The organism is Photorhabdus heterorhabditis, assembly GCF_001280945.1.
Taxonomy (GTDB): domain Bacteria; phylum Pseudomonadota; class Gammaproteobacteria; order Enterobacterales; family Enterobacteriaceae; genus Photorhabdus; species Photorhabdus heterorhabditis.
In genome coordinates this window covers 34,564-52,848 of sequence record NZ_LJCS01000032.1, presented here as the reverse complement: position 1 = coordinate 52,848, position 18,285 = coordinate 34,564, and the positions used below count along the sequence as shown (strand labels likewise).

Genomic DNA, 18,285 nt, shown 5'->3' with positions numbered 1-18,285 from the left:
GTCAAGCGCTTATTTGCGCTCCCCTGCCCAACCCCACACGTTTTCTTAGCGTTGTGTCGGTCAGTGGTGGCGCATTATAGGGCGTTCTTCGGCGCTGGCAAGTGTTTATTTGAAAAAAGTTAACGACCGCGGTTTTTTTCAACAAAACATTGATAAAAAGAACAAATTGATTATTTTTCATTCGAGACTCTAAGGAAATCATCGGCAAAACGAGCGACTCGCTGCCAATCTGTATATTCAATCTCCTTAGTTGTATCCGTTTCCCCTCCAGTCATTTTCATGATCAATTTAACCATTACACGATCCAACCAGTGATAACGAGGATAAAGTAATGCGCCAGCAAAAACACCGCACAGATCTGGTTTCCAAGGTGTATTAAGCAAAAATTTACGAACATATACATTCGTTTCAGGAGTACATTTCTCTGGCTTCCTTGCGGTTAGATTAACGCCAAAAAATGCGGTGGGCATTTTATTAAGTTGTTGTTGATGGCAAATAGCGAATTTTTTCAGTACTGGATTAAAATGGCCATATCTGATTGAAGCTCCAATCATAACCTTGTCATAAGATTCCCAATTGACTCTTTCTACTGTTGCCAATTCTTTAAGATCACATACTTCCCCTGCTCTGCGTAAATTTTCAGCAATACAAGTAATAATTTTCTTCGTCTGCCCATCTCGACTGGAATAAAGCAATAAACAATTCATATCTATACCCTTTTCCCAATAGGCTATTCACGCCAAAAGGTCGGTGTAAATAAAACTAACAAAGTGAATACTTCCAAACGACCAAACAACATCGTTATAACTAATATCCACTTAGCTATCGGATTCATTGCAGTAAAGTTATCTGCAACAACACCCAGCCCTGGCCCTAGATTATTCAGTGTAGCGGCTATCGCAGAAAAAGCAGAAAGCTCGTCTACACCTGTTGCAATCAGTAACAACAAACTAATGATAAATACCAAAGCATAAGCAGAGAAGAATCCCCAGACAGCTTCAATAATACGTTCAGGTAATGCCCTTCGTCCTAACTTAAGGGTATAGACCGCATTCGGATGAACCAAGCGCTTCAACTCACGGGAACCTTGCAGGAATAACAATAAGATACGAATAACTTTCAGTCCCCCCCCCGTCGAACCGGCACAGCCACCGATAAAAGCAGAACACAATAACAATATGGGCAAAAATGATGGCCAACGGGCAAAGCTATCTGTACTGAATCCAGCGGTTGTCGCCATTGAGACAACCTGGAAAAAAGCTTGGTTTAATGTCTCTATCCCCGATTTATAAACAGCATGATTCCATAATATTAGAGTACAAATAATCACCAGAACTAATTGAATGGAGATAAACATACGGAATTCAGGATCTCGCCAATATACTGTCAGACTACGTCCCGTTAACACCGCGAAATGCAGACCAAAGTTGCAACCAGAAATCAACAGAAAAATCGCAATAATGGTGTTTATCGCGGGACTATCGAAATAACCAATACTGGCATCATGAGTAGAAAATCCACCGATCGCGATAGTTGAAAAGCTGTGAGAAATAGCATCAAAAACTGACATGCCAGCCGCCCATAATGCCAGAGCACAAGCAATTGTCAGTAACACATAGATCAACCATAAAGTTTTTGCCGTTTCAGCAATTCGCGGACGCATTTTATTATCTTTCAAAGGTCCCGGCATTTCAGCTCGATAGAGCTGCATTCCCCCAACCCCAAGCAGAGGCAGTATTGCAACCGCCAATACAATAATCCCCATCCCACCCAACCATTGCAACATCTGCCGGTAGAAGAGAATCGCCTTAGGTAAGGAATCAAGTCCAATAAGTGTTGTCGCACCGGTTGTTGTTAAACCAGAGAAAGATTCAAAGAATGCGTCTGTAATAGAAAGACTTGGCTGTTCAGAAAAGATGAAAGGCAAAGCCCCAACACTTCCTAATACCGTCCAGAATAAAACCACGATAAGAAACCCTTCTCGAGGTTTTAATTCGTGTTTTTGCTCCCGGTTAGGTATCCAAAGTATCAGACCAATAACTAAGGCAAAAATAAATGTCTGACTAAATGCACGCCCAGCGCCATCACGATAGATAAGCGCTACCAACCCGGGAATAATCATAGTGACAGAGAAAAGAATGACAAGCAGCCCAACAATACGGGTTATGGCACGAAAATGCATTCAGCTGGTTCCTTAGAAATCCAGTTACAGAGAATATTTACAAATCAGGTGTTAAATTCAGTACACCACGACTCAGATCACGTAATTTATCACTGACTTCACCCACTAGGGTAGCTGGGAGTGAAATTTGCAAAGTAACACTCTCTGTATACTCACTGGAAATGATCTTTCCTGCTGACTTCTGTAATAACTGTTCAACCATAGAAATATGGGCATATTCACACTGTAAAGAACAGAGTTTCTGTGGAACCTTATATTTTGTTTCCAGTAACTTCAGCGCCTGTTGGACACCACTTCCATATGCCCTAACCAATCCACCAGTACCTAATTTTATTCCACCAAAATAACGGACAACAACCGCTGTTATTTCACCAACATTATTTCCCATAAGCTGGGATAACATTGGCTTACCAGCGGTTCCTGAAGGTTCACCATCATCTGAAAAACCCAATTGCTGTGAATCATCTGGTGCACCAGCAACAAATGCCCAGCAATGATGACGAGCGTCAGGGTATTGAGCTTTAATTTGCTGAATAAACGCTTTAGCCTCATCTACTCCGCAGGTATGTCCCAGCAGAGTAATAAAACGGCTTTTTTTAATCTCTTCAGCCCAACTCACTGAAGCTGCCGGTATCAAATAAGGTTTCATTATGGCAGTTGAAGATCCCGAGTCATGTTTTCCACTTTATTTTCATGGATAACAATATTGTCTTCGATACGTATACCACCGAAAGGTTTAAACATCTCTATTTTATTCCAGTCAAAATGTTTACTAAATTCACTTTCACGCCAAGATGCAAGCAGCGATTCAATGAAATAAAGGCCCGGTTCAATGGTCAGCACCATACGAGGTTCCAGAATACGGGTACAGCGTAGATATGGATATACATCCGGCGCTGCTAAATGCGTACCTGTATCATCCTGCATAAATCCTGCCACATCATGAACCTGTAATCCAAGAAGATGACCAATACCATGCGGAAAAAATGGCATTGTCAGCCCTTTTTCAACCATAGCCTCTTCACTAATATTTTTCACAATCCCATGTTTTTTCAGCAATTTGGCGATTCTATGATGCATTTGGATATGATATTCGGTATAGCGAACTCCTGCTTTAATTGTACTGATGAGAGCTTTTTGTTCAGCATTTACATCTTTAATCAGAGAAGCAAATTCGTTATTACTTTTTGCTGCATAAGTACGGGTAATATCTGCCGCATAGCCATTATATTCAGCACCGGCATCAATCAGAAAACTACGCGCTTCGGCAGGTGCATTGTGCTGTAATACTGTGTAATGCAAGACGGCTGAATTCTCATTCATAGCAATAATATTGTCATAAGGAACATCTGTATCACGGTGACCTGTTGCCATCAGATAAGATATATTGATATCAAATTCACTCATGCCAGCCTGAAATGCTTCATGAGCTGCCAAATGCCCAACAACAGCCGTTTTCTGCGCTTCACGCATACAAGCCAATTCATAATCTGTTTTATATGAACGATAAAAATGCAAATAATCCAGAACAGCCTTTGGATTAATATTATGTTCAGAAAAACCAAGTTCTTTTGCTCTTTGTTGAGAACAACCGATATAAACAACATTATGTTTTACATAAGAATTTAGCTCTGAATTAATATCTCCGGTATTTGCCAGATGAATCATTTCGACTTCTTTGGTCCAATAACTGGTTGGTAACGGTTCTACGCTGTGCCAATAATCTATTGGTGAATAAAACCATAATTTAGGTTTATTAATACCATCTACCCATAACCAACAATTAGGCACTTTAGTTACTGGCACCCAAGCTTTGAAGTGAGCATTAACGTTGAAAGGATAGTCTCTGTCATCAAGGAAAATACGTTGTAACTCTCCAGAGTGAATAAGCAGAGCGTCAAATTGATTATGTGCCAATACTTCACGGGCACGTTGTTGTAATGTAGAGATATGTTCGTGGTACAGAGATGCCAACTTTTCCATTTCAATTGACCTTTTTTTATTTTATGTCTGAATCATCAGCTTATCACAATCGTTGATCTTTGCAGGTATCACGTCAAAATCATTTCAATATTATCTGATCCTACTAAATCCCTTATTTATCAAAATATAAAAACAATTATTGCCCATGAGATATAAATCTTACTTGTGATCACCCTTGCAAAAAATTAATCACTCATTTGCATTTACTTAACATAATAACCACAATCAAACCCATCTGGTCATACCAGATGGTATGCGCTCATTTAGGAGAACGACATGCTCTATCAAAGTGAAACAATTCAAGTAAGCTGGCTGAAAGATGGCATTGCTGAGCTAGTTTTCAATGCCCCAGCCGCTATTAATAAACTGGATACCAAAACTGTTGCATCTCTGGATAAGGCTGTCGCAAGCCTAGAGCAACAAGCTGGATTGAAAGGCGTTTTATTACGTTCTGAGAAAGTCGCATTTATTGTTGGTGCGGATATTACTGAATTCCTCTCTTTATTTGATTCACCCGTAGAAAAACTGCAAGAATGGCTTGATTTCTCAAATAGCATTTTTAACCGGATAGAAGATTTACCCGTCCCAACCATTTCGGCAATAAATGGTTATGCTCTAGGTGGCGGTTGTGAATGTGTTCTATCTACAGATTTCCGTGTAGCCTCCCCCGACGTGCGCATTGGGCTGCCAGAAACCAAGCTTGGTATCATGCCTGGTTTCGGCGGCTCAGTTCGCCTTCCACGCCTTATCGGGACAGACAATGCACTGGATATCATCGCCGCAGGTAAAGATATTGGTGCGGAAGAAGCATTGAAAAATGGCCTTATTGATGCCGTTGTTTCTAATGAAAAACTGATTGATTCTGCAGTCTCAATGCTGGAACAGGCTATTGCAGGAAACCTAGACTGGAAAGCAGCACGCCAGCCAAAGTTAGAGCCTTTGAAACTTAATGACATTGAACGTGGTATGAGTTTTAGTGTAGCAAAAGGCATGGTGATGAAAGTTGCTGGCCCACACTACCCAGCACCTATCACTGCAGTTAAATCCATAGAAAAAGCCGCTAAACTTGGCCGTGATGAAGCACTGAAACAAGAAACTGCCAGCTTTATTCCTCTGGCACAGACAAATGTTGCCCGTGCTTTAGTCGGTATTTTCCTTAATGACCAGTACATAAAAGGACTGGCGAAAAAACATCTGAAAGAAGTCACAACACCTGAATATGCTGCAGTGCTAGGCGCAGGAATTATGGGGGGTGGTATCGCCTATCAATCTGCCCGGAAAGGGATCCCTGTTATGATGAAAGACATCAGTCAGCAGGCCCTTGAGTTAGGCATGAATGAAGCGGCGAAACTTTTAAACAAACAGTTTGAACGTGGTCGTCTGAATGCTATAAAAATGGCAAAAACCCTCTCTTCTATTCAACCTACATTAAATTATGCCGGTATTGAACAGGCTCAAATCGTGGTTGAAGCAGTAGTAGAGAATCCTAAAATCAAAACGGCTGTACTATCAGAAACTGAAAATTTAGTTAATGAAGATTGTGTCTTGGCATCCAACACTTCAACAATTCCAATTTCAGAATTAGCCAACGCCTTAAAACGTCCAGAAAACTTCTGTGGTATGCATTTCTTTAATCCGGTCCATCGTATGCCGTTGGTTGAAGTTATCCGGGGTGAAAAAACATCTGAAAAGACAATTTCAACCGTAGTTGCTTACGCCAGCAAAATAGGCAAAACCCCCATCGTAGTTAATGATTGCCCGGGATTCTTTGTAAACCGGGTGCTACTCCCTTATCTCTTTGGTTTCGGTCTGTTGTTACGTGACGGTGGCGATTTCCGCCAAATAGACAAAATTATGGAGAAGGAATTTGGCTGGCCGATGGGTCCTGCTTATCTTATTGATGTTATTGGTCTTGATACTGCACATCATGCCCAGTCAGTCATGGCCAAAGGGTTCCCAGATCGTATGCAGCTTGATTATAAAGATGCCATTAATGTTTTATATGAAAATCAACGTTACGGGCAGAAAAACGGCACTGGTTTCTATAAATACACGCAGGATAAGAAAGGCAAACCGAAGAAAGAGCAGGACGATCAAACAGATCAACTTCTGGCAACCATCTGCCAACCGAAGAATAATTTCTCCGGCGAGGAAATCATTGCCCGTACTATGGTTCCAATGATCAATGAAGTTGTCCGTTGTTTGGAAGAAGGTGTCATTGCCAGCCCAGCAGAAGCAGATATGGCTCTGGTCTATGGCCTCGGTTTCCCTCCGTTCCGTGGTGGCGTTTTCCGTTATCTGGAAACAATGGGAACAGCAGCTTACGTAAAAATGGCTGAAAATTATGCTCACCTCGGTGCTCTTTATCAGGTGCCACCTGGTCTGAAAGCCAAAGCTGAACGTAATGAAAGTTACTATCCTACAGCAGCAACGATTGCTGTCAGCACCGGAACAACAGTGTGAGGTCTGGAAACATGGAAAATGTAGTCATTATTGATGGCATCCGTACCCCCATGGGGCGCTCAAAAGGTGGTGCCTTCCGTCAGGTCCGGGCTGAAGATCTCTCCGCTCACCTGATGAAAGAAATATTTAAGCGTAATCCGGCAATACAGAAACACAAGATAGATGATATTTACTGGGGCTGTGTTCAACAAACTCTGGAACAAGGTTTCAACATCGCCCGTAATTCTGCATTGCTGGCTGGTTTTCCTCACTCTGTACCCGCCGTGACTGTTAACCGGCTGTGCGGTTCATCAATGCAGGCACTGCATGACGGCGCCCGTATGATCATGACCGGAGAAGCCAATGCTACTCTGATTGGTGGCGTAGAACACATGGGCCATGTTCCGATGACTCATGGTGTGGATTTCCACCCTAAAATGGGTCTAAGCGTTGCTAAAGCCGCAGGTATGATGGGTTTAACCGCTGAAATGCTGGCAAAAATTCACCATATCAGCCGTGAAATGCAGGATGAATTTTCACTTCGTTCTCATCAACGTGCAACACAAGCCACACAATCAGGCGCATTCTCCAACGAGATATCACCAATTTATAGTCACGATGCCGATGGCACACTGAAGCTACTTGATTACGATGAGGTGATCCGCCCAGATGCTAATCTGAAAGATCTGGCTGCTCTGCGTCCTGTATTCGATCCAGTAACAGGCTCAGTCACAGCAGGAAGCTCCTCTGCTTTATCCGATGGTGCATCTGCAATGCTGATAACCAGTGAAAGTTATGCCAAGAGTCTGGGGCTGAAACCTCGTGCCCGTATCCGTTCCATGGCAGTTGTTGGTTGCGATCCTTCCATTATGGGATATGGCCCAGTCCCTGCTACACAAATGGCGCTCAAAAAAGCAGGTTTAGAACTGGATGACATTGGCGTGATTGAACTAAACGAAGCATTTGCTGCTCAGTCACTTGCCTGCCTGAAGGGCCTGAATTTGCTGGATAGTATGGATGACAAAGTCAACCTGAACGGTGGCGCAATTGCTCTCGGACACCCATTAGGCTGCTCAGGTTCTCGCATCACAACAACATTGTTGAATCTGATGGAATGCCGCAATGTTCAATTTGGTCTGGCAACCATGTGTATCGGCTTAGGCCAAGGTATTGCCACCATCATAGAAAGAATGGATTAAGAACTTATCTGTAAAAAATACTATAACTGAGTCGTTGTTGCCGTAATTCCCGCCTGTCAGGGGCGGGTTTTTTTATTATCATTTTAAATGAATTCGAAAGCATCGCCATACATACTGTCAGCAGAGGCCCCACGCTCACAACAAAAGCGCTCACGAGCAATTTTTGCCATTTCAAAACGCCCAGCAATGTAGATATCGTAATTGGACAAACTACCAAAATCTTCTAGCACCGCTTTGAGAACTGTCCCAGTACGCCCACACCAGCCATTCTCCGACTGTTCAACAACTGGAACAACTATCAGATTAGGATAACTATCTGTAAGTAGCTGTAATTCGGCAAGATCATATAAATGTTGTGATTCTCTTCCCCCCCAGTAAATAGAGATCTGGCGTTCAGGTTGTTCTTCCAAAGCTGTCAACAATATAGAACGGGTATAAGAAAACCCCGTACCACCTGCAATCAATAACAGCGGATTAGTGCTACTCTGACGGAACCAAGCTTTACCATAAGGGATATCAACATCAATTATTTTCCGTTCAAGAATTCTATCCATCACAGCCATTGCATACAGATTCAGTTCGGAGGCACCAATATGTAGTTCAATAAACTTCTTTTCTGAAGGCGTTGATGCCATTGAAAACGGACGCTTATCTCTCTCATCCATCACCACCATCAGATACTGACCGGCACGGAATGAGAACGGAGAATCAGGAAGTAACCGTACCCGATAAACCGTATCAGTAATAGCCTCTACGGAGGTTACTTTACAGCTCAGTGTTGTCATGCGTTCCCTCTTATGGTCTTAAAATATCTAATTCATCCCAAATTTTGTTGACGCGAGTACGCACTTCCTCACTCATCACGATAGGGCGTCCCCATTCCCTCTGCGTCTCCCCCGGCCATTTATTCGTTGCATCCATTCCCATTTTCGAACCTAATCCTGAAACTGGTGATGCAAAGTCGAGATAATCGATTGGAGTATTATCCATTAATACTGTATCTCTTACCGGGTCCATTCGCGTAGTTATTGCCCAAATGACATCGTTCCAGTCTCTGGCATTAATATCATCATCACAAACAATAACAAATTTTGTATACATAAATTGCCGCAGATATGACCAAACCCCCATCATGACCCGTTTAGCATGACCTGCATACTGTTTCTTCATAGTCACAACTGCAAGGCGATAAGAGCAACCTTCTGGAGGCAAATAAAAATCGACAATTTCAGGAAATTGCTTTTGCAAAATCGGAACCAGCACCTCATTCAATGCAACCCCTAATACCGCAGGTTCATCTGGCGGGCGACCAGTATAAGTCGAGTGATAAATAGCATCGTGACGTTGAGTAACATGTGTCACAGTGAACACTGGGAACATATCAATTTCATTATAATAACCCGTATGGTCACCATATGGCCCTTCAGGGGCTAACTCGCCAGGCTCAATATATCCCTCCAATATGATCTCTGCACTTGCTGGCACTTCCAAGTTATTTGAAAGACATTTCACAACTTCTGTTTTATGTCCCCTTAACAGCCCAGCAAATGCATATTCTGATAACGTGTCGGGAACTGGCGTCACAGCACCCAATATCGTTGCCGGATCAGCCCCCAACGCAACAGCAACAGGAAAACGCTCTCCTGGGTGTGCCTGACACCATTCCTGAAAATCAAGAGCCCCACCACGATGAGATAACCAACGCATAATGAGTTTATTTTTACCCAACACCTGCTGGCGATAAATACCAAGGTTTTGCCGCTCTTTATTTGGGCCACGTGTTACTGTCAGCCCCCAAGTAATCAGCGGAGCCGCATCCTCTGGCCAACAGTGCATTATAGGGATACGGTTTAAATCTACATCATCCCCAACCCAAACCTGTTCCTGACAAGCCGCAGTACTAAGCCGTTTGGTCGGCATATTAAGGACTTGCTTAAATTTCGGCAACTTATCCAGCAAATCACGAAAACCTTTCGGGGGATCAGGTTCTTTCAAAAAAGCGAGCAACTTACCTACATCGTGCAAAGCTTTAACATCATCCTGCCCCATCCCCATAGCAACACGTTCGGTAGTACCAAACAAATTACACAATACAGGCATTGAATAGCCTTTGGGATTTTCAAACAATAAGGCCGGTCCACCAGCACGAAGAGTACGATCCGCAATCTCAGTCATCTCCAAATAAGGATCAACTTCAAGGCTGACACGTTTCAATTCACCTTTCTGCTCTAACAAGGTCAGAAAGTCTCTCAAATCACGGTATTTCATACTATCCATTCATGCCGGTTTTTAAGGGGGGAAAACATTATAAGCTATCCCATTCAGCTTTTTTGTGTTTTTTTGGAAGACTACAAGGTAAACCAATAACTTAATAAAAAGCAATGGGTTTAATTCAACCTTGCGATCTCAGAGCCAAATATACCTGCAATTAACAGAGCAGATATCATGCTCGGCAAACATTATATCCAACCGATCTTTAGCATAGATTAACTAGCTCGAATTATCTGAAAGTTTGCCATTATTAAGCAGAAATATTTATACATTTATTTTTTCCCCCTATTAATTGCAGAAAGAATCACCAACGGTCTACCATAATATTACTCATCGCTTTTTTACTGAAAATACAGTGCCTACTCATAACAATAAATATCTATCATCAAACAATTATCACTAAGATAATGCCTGTAATGCCCTTTCCTATTTTGCTATGCTTAATAGTCATTGGATCAAGGTTAAATAAACATGGAAAACTGGTACCTCATCTACTGTAAACGTGGACAAATTTCACGAGCAATAGAAAATCTAGAACGACAGGATGTTGCCTGCCTGACTCCTACTGCGAGAATTGAAAAAATAACCCGTGGTAAACGTACTGTGAATACAGAACCACTTTTCCCTAATTATTTGTTTGTTCAGTTTGACCCAGAAGTTATCCATACTACGACTGTCAATTCAACGCGCGGCGTCAGCCATTTTGTCCGTTTTGGTATACATCCGGCTATCGTGCCGGAAACGCTGATTAATGAAATCATGTCTACGACAGAGCAAGAATATGTATCACCAAATACACCTGTGACTGGTGACACGGTATTAATCACAGAAGGAATTTTTGAAGGATTACAAGCTATCTACAATGAGCCAGATGGAGAAACCCGTTCTATTTTGTTGCTTAATATTCTGAATAAGCAATTACCTAAGGCACTTGATAACAAGCAGTTTGTGAAAATTTAACCAAACAAAAAAACGGGCAGAATCATATTCACCCGTTTTTAATCAATATTAAAACCGCTGCTCAAATAACTGTTGAGCAACCTGTTTTGCAAAATATGTCAGTACGCCATCTGCTCCTGCACGCTTGAAGCATAACAGGGACTCTATAATTACCTGTTCCTGTAACCAGCCATTCTGGATAGCAGCCATATGCATGGCATATTCGCCAGATACTTGATAAGCAAAGGTTGGAACACCAAATGTCTCTTTTACCCTACGGATAACATCCAAGTAAGGCATACCCGGTTTAACCATCACAGTATCAGCGCCTTCCTGCAAATCCTGTGCAATCTCTTGCAATGCTTCATCGCTGTTGGCTGGGTCCATCTGATAATTCTTTTTATTACCACCTTTTAGATTACTACTTGAGCCGATAGCATCACGGAAAGGACCATAATAACCAGAAGCATACTTAGCGGAATAAGCCATAATCTGAGTATTTACATGACCTTCCTCTTCAAGCTTCTCTCGAATTGCACCAATCCGCCCATCCATCATGTCACTCGGTGCAACAATCTCAGCACCAGCCTCCGCATGTGACAGCGCCTGTTTAACCAAGATCTCTTTGGTTACATCATTAATTACATAACCATCCTGATCGATGATCCCATCCTGACCATGTGTAGTAAACGGATCTAATGCCACATCAGTTAGTAATCCCAGTTCAGGAACTGCATCTTTCAGCTCACGTATAGTCCGCTGAATTAGCCCATCAGGGCTATAAGCTTCTTTCGCATCCAAAGATTTTTTATCTGCTTCAATAACAGGAAACAGAGACAACACAGGAATACCCAACCGAGCAATCTCTTCAGCTTCTTTCAACAAAAGATCAATTGTCAGACGATACACTCCTGGCATAGAAGGAACTTCCTGACGACAGTGAGTTCCTTCCATCACAAATACAGGATAGATTAAATCATTAACAGTTAATTGATTTTCAGCAACTAAACGACGGGAAAAATCATGACGGCGCATTCGGCGCATTCGGCGGCCTGGGAAAGTGCCTGGAAATACATAGCCCATATAGCTCTCCTAACTTAAAACCCAGCGCACTAGCGCTGGGTTAATTAATATGCTATCGCTTTGTGTTAATATCTTAGCACTACAGAACAACATGTTAAGATTACTATTATCACTTTTCCGTATTTGCTTCCGATGTTTGCTCGTCTTCTGAACGATCTCCCAGTTTGCGCTGCCCAGTGTAAAAACGAGAGAGCAAAATACCCAGTTCAAACAACAGATACATAGGAATAGCCAGTAAAGTTTGCGAGAAGACATCTGGGGGCGTTAACAACATGCCGACAACAAAAGCGCCTACCAAAATATACGGGCGCTTTTTCTTCAGGGATTCAGGTGTCACCACCCCACTCCAGCACAATAAAATAATGGCAACTGGTACTTCAAAAGAAACACCAAAAGCCATGAACAGTGCCATGACAAAGCTTAAATAGTTACTGATATCTGTTGCAATCAAAACTCCTTCAGGAGCAGTCTTAGCAAAGAATCCAAAAGCTATCGGAAATACGACGAAGTAAGCAAATGCCATCCCCAAATAGAACAACAAACTACTGGAAAAAAGCAGAGGGATCATCAAGCGGCGCTCATGCTTATATAATGCAGGAGCAATAAATGCCCACACCTGATAGAGAACCATAGGTGCAGATACAAATATCGACACCATAATGGTCAATTTTATTGGTGTGAAAAAGGGAGAAGCAACATCCGTCGCTATCATACTGGCACCTTGAGGCAATTGCTTAATTAAAGGTGCAGAAATCATCTGATAGATGTCGTTAGAAAAATAAACCAATGCTAAAAAAACCACTAATACAGTCAGTAAACTGTTTAGAATTCGCTTGCGCAGTTCAATAAGATGACTGATAAGTGGTTGAGTATCATCAACAGCCATGTTTTAGTGTTCACCATTAACTTAATCAGAAGTTTTTTTCTTCGCATCAGAAGCCGCTTTATCATCCACTGGAGAAGAAGATCCGGATGAAGCCACAATCTGAGACGTTGCCGACTTTTGGGCCACCCCATTTATTTCTGATGCTTGCATATTCCCCGCATCAGGTTCGGTTTGGTATGCTTTTTTCAAAGATTCAGCCGCTTCTTTCAACTCATCCATCGAAGCTTTTAATTCCGGAGATAAATTCTGCAAGCCTGCTTCTTCTTCGACTTTTTTTAGGCTTTCCTGGAGTTCCTGTAATTTCAGTTCCTGGGCAAGCTCATTTTGGACGTTAGCAGCCAAAGAACGTAATGCCCTGATCCAACCAGCAACCGTTTTTACTGCCACCGGTAGCCGTTCTGGCCCCAGAACCACCAAGCCAATGACCATAACCAATAGTAGCTCGCCAAAACCAATGTCAAACACGGTTTATACCTGCTCTTTGTTTTTGCTCTCAGATGTTTCAGATCGAGCTACAGATTGTTTTTCAGTAATGTTTTTAGTTTCAAAATCAGCATCATTACTGGTTTTCTGAGCGTGATCAGGCTGATTATCATCCCCTATCGCTTTTTTAAAACCTTTAATAGATGCCCCAAGATCAGAACCCAGAGTACGAAGTTTATTTGTGCCGAACAACAGCACCACAATGACCGCAATGATAAGTAATTGCCAAATGCTTATACCGCCCATCCTGATTTACCTCTATTAACAGGGATTATCATTCATAGCTCATTATACGACGAACTATGTCTTCGAAAATACCGACCTTCAAATAAAGCTACCTAAGACAAATTTTACTAAGTTTTACTCAACCTACACCAGCCAAACAGCCATGAAACAGCGCCCATGCCTATAAACAGCCAAGGGATATTTGCTAAGCCAGACAACAAAAACAAACTCCCACAGAGAAACAATGTCGCACCAACACCGAGCAAATACTGTGACTGCCGCTGTTTTATCTGTTGTCCTTTTAACTGATCTGACAGCTTCTCAATGTTGGCTTGCAAATACTTATGCTGCTGAAGACTGTCATACACTAATTCGGGTAGCTCTGGCAACTTTTCTGCCCAATAAGGTGCTTTTTCTTTCAGTGCACGAATAACCGCAGGTAATCCGACTTGACTATGTAACCACTCCTCCAGAAACGGTTTTGCTGTTTTCCATAAATCAAGTTGTGGATAGAGCTGCCGTCCTAAGCCTTCTACATACAAAAGCGTCTTTTGCAGAAGAACCAACTGAGGCTGTACTGCCATATTAAAACGGCGTGCAGTATTAAACAGATTCAGAAGAACATGCCCAAATGAAATTTCTGCAAGCGGCTTCTCAAATATTGGTTCACAAACTGTACGAATTGCAAACTCAAAGTCTTCAACATTGGTATCACTGGGCACCCAACCTGAATCCACATGAAGTTCAGCAACTTTCCGATAATCACGATTAAAGAAAGCGATAAAATTCTCAGCCAAGTAACGTTTATCATCTTTATTAAGAGAACCAACAATACCGCAATCAATACCAATATAAAACGGATCTTCAGGATGTTCATAACTGACAAAAATATTTCCCGGATGCATATCCGCATGAAAGAAACTGTCACGAAAAACCTGAGTAAAAAAAACCTGAACTCCCCGTTCAGCCAGTAATTTCATATTGGTATTCTGCGCTTCCAACGCTTCAATATCAGAAACTGGAATACCATAAACCCGTTCCATCACCAGAACATTTTCACGGCAATAATCAGAATAAATTTCTGGCACATAGAGCATTGAACTCTTTTCGAAATTACGGCGAAGCTGAATTGAATTAGCTGCTTCACGCAGTAAATTTAGCTCATCAATCAACGTCTTTTCGTATTCCCTCACGACTTCACGAGGACGTAAACGGCGCCCATCGGGCAATAACATTGGTACCCAGTTAGCCAGACGATACATTAACCGGATATCTGCTTTAATAATTGGCAGAATATCCGGGCGGATTACTTTAATAACGATTTCCTGACCATTTTCTTTTAACCGAGCAGTATGTACCTGAGCAATTGAAGCAGAAGCTAAAGCTTTAGGTTCAAAATCATCAAACCAAGTTTCCAGCTCTCCCCCTAAAGAAGTTTCAATATATTGACGAGCTAAAGCACCGTCGAAAGAGGCAACCCGGTCTTGCAACAAAGCCAATTGATCCGCTATTGCAGGTGGAAAAAGATCACGCCTTGTTGAAAGCATCTGGCCAAATTTAATCCAGACTGGTCCCAACTCCTGTAAGGCAAGTCGTAATCTCTCCCCAAGTGATTTATCTTTATGTCTGTTCGGAATCCAGAATAACAAATAACGCCCAAAACGAAGAGGCCAAGTCAAACGAATCCGGGGAATCAGTTCATCCAATCCGTAAGAAAGCAAAACCCGTATAATCAAATAAAGGCGTCTTAATTCACTTGGTGTCATATTTTCCCTCTAATACCGCCAATCGTTGCTCTATTTGCCTGATATCTTCGGTTAACACGCTAACTTCTTCACTGAAATGAGCCACTTCAAGCTTATTTGGCGCCAGTTTCCATTCTTCTGTTAATGTTTCCACCAGATAATTTTTCTGGCACGCTATTGAACCGGAAAAAAACTGAAATCCTTTTTTAATTACCTGATTAATACCTTCAGCAGCGATATCTCCAACATAAGGGGAAAGGTAATGGGCCAAATCCCATTCAACCATATCCAGCAAAGCAGACCATTGCTGAACGACCTGCATATCCCCTTCAATAACTATTTCACCATTATTGAGTAACCTGGAAAGCTGTTGACGATCCCGTAGCTTAAGCAAAACAGAAAAATTAGTTTTAACTGTACAATCGGCAGATTCAGTCCATTGACTTAATACGTCCACTTGTTTTTCACTGAATACCAGTGTAAGTGGTGTATTCATTTCTTTCAGTTCAATCGACAAAACTTTACCCATCAAGCGTATACGGGCTAGCCTCAACACAGGTTCGCGGTACAACATGTGATTCAACGATGTTTCCATCACTGCGGTTAAAACCGGCATCAATGTGGAATTCATAGTTTTACTCAGTGATGGCCTTTCCATCTCAGAATTTGAAACCTCTATGTAGTGCAACAATGCCGCCAGTCATATTGGTATAAGTCACCTGTTCGAAGCCAGCATCTTCCATCATTGTTTTAAGTGTTTCTTGATCAGGATGCATACGAATAGATTCCGCCAGATAACGATAACTATCAGCATCCTGCACAAAAACTTGACCAATTTTTGGCAACACATGGAAAGAATAAGCATCATAAGCTTTACTTAATGGTGCAAGCAAAGGTTTAGAAAATTCAAGCACCAATAAGCGCCCACCAGGTTTCAAAACCCGAAACATAGAGCGCAGGGCCTTTTCTTTTTCAGTCACATTGCGTAAACCAAAAGAGATAGTGATGCAATCAAAATAGTTATCAGGAAAAGGTAAAGCTTCCGCATTAGCTTGCACATAACTGACATTACCAACAATACCAGTATCACGTAATTTCTCACGCCCAACCTTCAGCATAGATTCATTTATATCAGCAAGAACAATTTCCCCTTTCTCACCAACTATGCGGGAAAATTTAGCTGTCAGATCTCCCGTACCACCAGCCAAATCAAGCACCCGTTGACCCCGGCGAACACCACTGGCATTAATCGCCACACGCTTCCAGATACGATGGATGCCAAACGACATTAAATCATTCATTAAATCGTATTTTGCAGCAACAGAATGAAACACTTCAGCTACCATGCCCTCTTTTTCATCTTTCGCTACAGTGCGGAAACCAAAATGTGTGGTTTGTTTCGTTTGGTCTACCATGTTATTTGCCCGCTTTTTACTCAAACTGTTATAAAAGTGTATCAGCCTTTCATACAAAACCCCATCCTAGCGTTAATCATTAGCACAGGATGGTTGGTTAGCCCTATCAGCTAATTCAGGATCAATAGGACGTTTTACTTCAACTCCTAAACTACGAAAACCCTCCGCCTGGCTAATCAGATTACCACGTCCCTCAGTAAGCTTTTTCATTGCCAACCGATAATTAAGTTGGGCCTTATCCAAGCTTTGCCCTAAACCTTGCATATCCTCAACAAACAAACGCATCTTATCGTACATTCTAGAAGCCTTATCCGCGATTAAACGAGCATTTTGGCTCTGATACTCATATCGCCACAAGTTATTGATAGTACGCACTGCAACTAATAATGTTGATGGGCTAACCAGCATAATATTGTGTTTAAGTGCCTCATCAAGCAGCTCAGGCGCTCTGTTGAGCGCAATCAAATAAGCGGGTTCAACTGGAATAAACATCAGTACATAGTCCAGCGATTTCAACCCAGGTAGTTGCTGGTAATCTTTACGACTCAAGCCGCGAATATGGCCTTTAATTGAGTTAATATGGTCCTGAAGGGCTAATTCCTGCTGATGCCGATCTTCACTGTTAAAATAACGCTCATAAGCCACTAGTGACATTTTGGCATCGATAACCACATCTTTCCCTTGCGGCAAATGAACAATAACATCGGGTTGGAAACGACTGTTACCCTCTACCTTGATATTCACCTGAGTGCAAAATTCATGTCCCTCTCGTAACCCAGAGGCTTCCAGAATACGAGCAAGCACCACTTCCCCCCAATCTCCTTGAATTTTGTTATCACCTTTAAGGGCATTTGTCAGATTAACAGCCTCTTTCGCCATCTGGGCATTCAGTTGCTGTAAATTACGGATTTCATGTGTAAGAGTATGCCGTTCACGGGCTTCCTGACCAAAACTCTCCTGTACCTGGCGGCGAAAACCATCAAGTTGTTCACGAAACGGAGTCAGAAGACTACTAAGACTCTGCCGATTTTGCTCATCTGTACGACGACCAGTTTGTTCAAAAATACGGTTAGCCAAATTTTCAAATTGAGTATTCAGACGTAGTTCACTATTGATCAATAACCGCTGTTTCTCCTCAGCTGCAAGGCGACTCTCTTCCAGCCGAGTAGTCACTTCCCGTAGTTCAGATTCCTGCACGCTGTTGACTTCTCTCTGGGCTCGCAATTCCTGGTTCAATTGTTCACATTCAGCCCGCCAGTAAGCCAACTGCTCAAGTTTTTCATTGGCAACTGCAAGCTGGCTGTTTAATTCCCGGAACTCCCGTTCTTGTTGCTGAATACGTTGATAAACAGAAAGCCAGACGATAACGCCCCCACCCAGCAAGCCCCCGAAAATACCAATCAACATATATAGCAACTGGATATCCACCTGT

General features: G+C 42.1%; 17 protein-coding genes. 3 read left to right on the top strand and 14 right to left on the bottom strand.

Annotation, left to right across the window (positions count from 1 at the left end):
• Positions 1-170: 170 nt before the first annotated feature.
• Genes hemG through pepQ form a run of 4 tightly spaced genes read right to left on the bottom strand, consistent with a single transcriptional unit; the run spans position 171 to position 4,165 of the window.
• Positions 171-707, bottom strand: coding sequence for a menaquinone-dependent protoporphyrinogen IX dehydrogenase (gene hemG / locus AM629_RS12345; protein WP_054479342.1), 537 nt, complete (start codon positions 705-707; stop codon positions 171-173).
• A 23-nt stretch (positions 708-730) separates the two neighbouring features.
• A complete protein-coding gene (gene trkH / locus AM629_RS12340; protein ID WP_054479340.1) occupies positions 731-2,182 on the bottom strand; it encodes a Trk system potassium transporter TrkH in 1,452 nt (483 codons plus the stop codon).
• A 37-nt stretch (positions 2,183-2,219) separates the two neighbouring features.
• Positions 2,220-2,831, bottom strand: coding sequence for an IMPACT family protein (locus tag AM629_RS12335; protein ID WP_054479338.1), 612 nt, complete (start codon positions 2,829-2,831; stop codon positions 2,220-2,222).
• On the bottom strand, positions 2,831-4,165 hold the full coding sequence (pepQ, locus tag AM629_RS12330; RefSeq protein ID WP_054479336.1) for a Xaa-Pro dipeptidase: 1,335 nt from the start codon (positions 4,163-4,165) through the stop codon (positions 2,831-2,833). The genes AM629_RS12335 and pepQ overlap by 1 nt, the downstream gene beginning before the upstream one ends.
• 276 nt (positions 4,166-4,441) lie before the next feature.
• On the opposite strand from pepQ, the gene fadB reads away from it, so the two are divergent.
• Positions 4,442-6,628, top strand: coding sequence for a fatty acid oxidation complex subunit alpha FadB (gene fadB, locus AM629_RS12325; protein ID WP_054479334.1), 2,187 nt, complete (start codon positions 4,442-4,444; stop codon positions 6,626-6,628).
• An 11-nt stretch (positions 6,629-6,639) separates the two neighbouring features.
• Positions 6,640-7,806: an acetyl-CoA C-acyltransferase FadA gene (gene fadA / locus AM629_RS12320; protein WP_054479332.1), complete on the top strand. Its 1,167-nt coding sequence runs from the start codon at positions 6,640-6,642 to the stop codon at positions 7,804-7,806.
• A gap of 83 nt (positions 7,807-7,889) precedes the next feature.
• On the opposite strand, the gene fre is transcribed toward fadA, so the two are convergent.
• Positions 7,890-8,591, bottom strand: a complete 702-nt coding sequence (gene fre / locus AM629_RS12315) for an NAD(P)H-flavin reductase (RefSeq protein ID WP_054479331.1) — start codon at positions 8,589-8,591, stop codon at positions 7,890-7,892.
• A gap of 10 nt (positions 8,592-8,601) precedes the next feature.
• Positions 8,602-10,074 (bottom strand): 4-hydroxy-3-polyprenylbenzoate decarboxylase, encoded by a 1,473-nt coding sequence (gene ubiD / locus AM629_RS12310; protein ID WP_054479329.1) that lies wholly within the window; start codon positions 10,072-10,074, stop codon positions 8,602-8,604.
• Between the two features lie 474 nt (positions 10,075-10,548).
• Between ubiD and rfaH the strand changes: the two genes are divergently transcribed.
• A complete protein-coding gene (gene rfaH / locus AM629_RS12305; RefSeq protein ID WP_054479327.1) occupies positions 10,549-11,037 on the top strand; it encodes a transcription/translation regulatory transformer protein RfaH in 489 nt (162 codons plus the stop codon).
• Between the two features lie 48 nt (positions 11,038-11,085).
• Here the strand turns inward: rfaH and hemB are convergent, their stop codons facing one another.
• The 8 genes from hemB to rmuC form a co-directional block, all read right to left on the bottom strand.
• On the bottom strand, positions 11,086-12,099 hold the full coding sequence (hemB, locus tag AM629_RS12300; RefSeq protein ID WP_054479325.1) for a porphobilinogen synthase: 1,014 nt from the start codon (positions 12,097-12,099) through the stop codon (positions 11,086-11,088).
• 109 nt (positions 12,100-12,208) lie between these two features.
• Positions 12,209-12,985, bottom strand: coding sequence for a Sec-independent protein translocase subunit TatC (gene tatC, locus AM629_RS12295; protein ID WP_054479323.1), 777 nt, complete (start codon positions 12,983-12,985; stop codon positions 12,209-12,211).
• A 21-nt stretch (positions 12,986-13,006) separates the two neighbouring features.
• On the bottom strand, positions 13,007-13,450 hold the full coding sequence (gene tatB / locus AM629_RS12290) for a Sec-independent protein translocase protein TatB (RefSeq protein WP_054479321.1): 444 nt from the start codon (positions 13,448-13,450) through the stop codon (positions 13,007-13,009).
• A gap of 3 nt (positions 13,451-13,453) precedes the next feature.
• Positions 13,454-13,714 (bottom strand): Sec-independent protein translocase subunit TatA, encoded by a 261-nt coding sequence (tatA, locus tag AM629_RS12285; protein WP_054479319.1) that lies wholly within the window; start codon positions 13,712-13,714, stop codon positions 13,454-13,456.
• 107 nt (positions 13,715-13,821) lie between these two features.
• Positions 13,822-15,459 (bottom strand): ubiquinone biosynthesis regulatory protein kinase UbiB, encoded by a 1,638-nt coding sequence (ubiB, locus tag AM629_RS12280; protein ID WP_054479317.1) that lies wholly within the window; start codon positions 15,457-15,459, stop codon positions 13,822-13,824.
• Positions 15,446-16,069 (bottom strand): ubiquinone biosynthesis protein UbiJ, encoded by a 624-nt coding sequence (gene ubiJ / locus AM629_RS12275; protein WP_235525469.1) that lies wholly within the window; start codon positions 16,067-16,069, stop codon positions 15,446-15,448. The genes ubiB and ubiJ overlap by 14 nt, the downstream gene beginning before the upstream one ends.
• A 28-nt stretch (positions 16,070-16,097) precedes the next feature.
• A complete protein-coding gene (gene ubiE / locus AM629_RS12270; protein ID WP_054479349.1) occupies positions 16,098-16,853 on the bottom strand; it encodes a bifunctional demethylmenaquinone methyltransferase/2-methoxy-6-polyprenyl-1,4-benzoquinol methylase UbiE in 756 nt (251 codons plus the stop codon).
• Between the two features lie 72 nt (positions 16,854-16,925).
• Entirely contained in the window at positions 16,926-18,260 is a 1,335-nt protein-coding gene (gene rmuC, locus AM629_RS12265; protein WP_420806672.1) for a DNA recombination protein RmuC, read from the bottom strand.
• Positions 18,261-18,285: the final 25 nt, after the last annotated feature.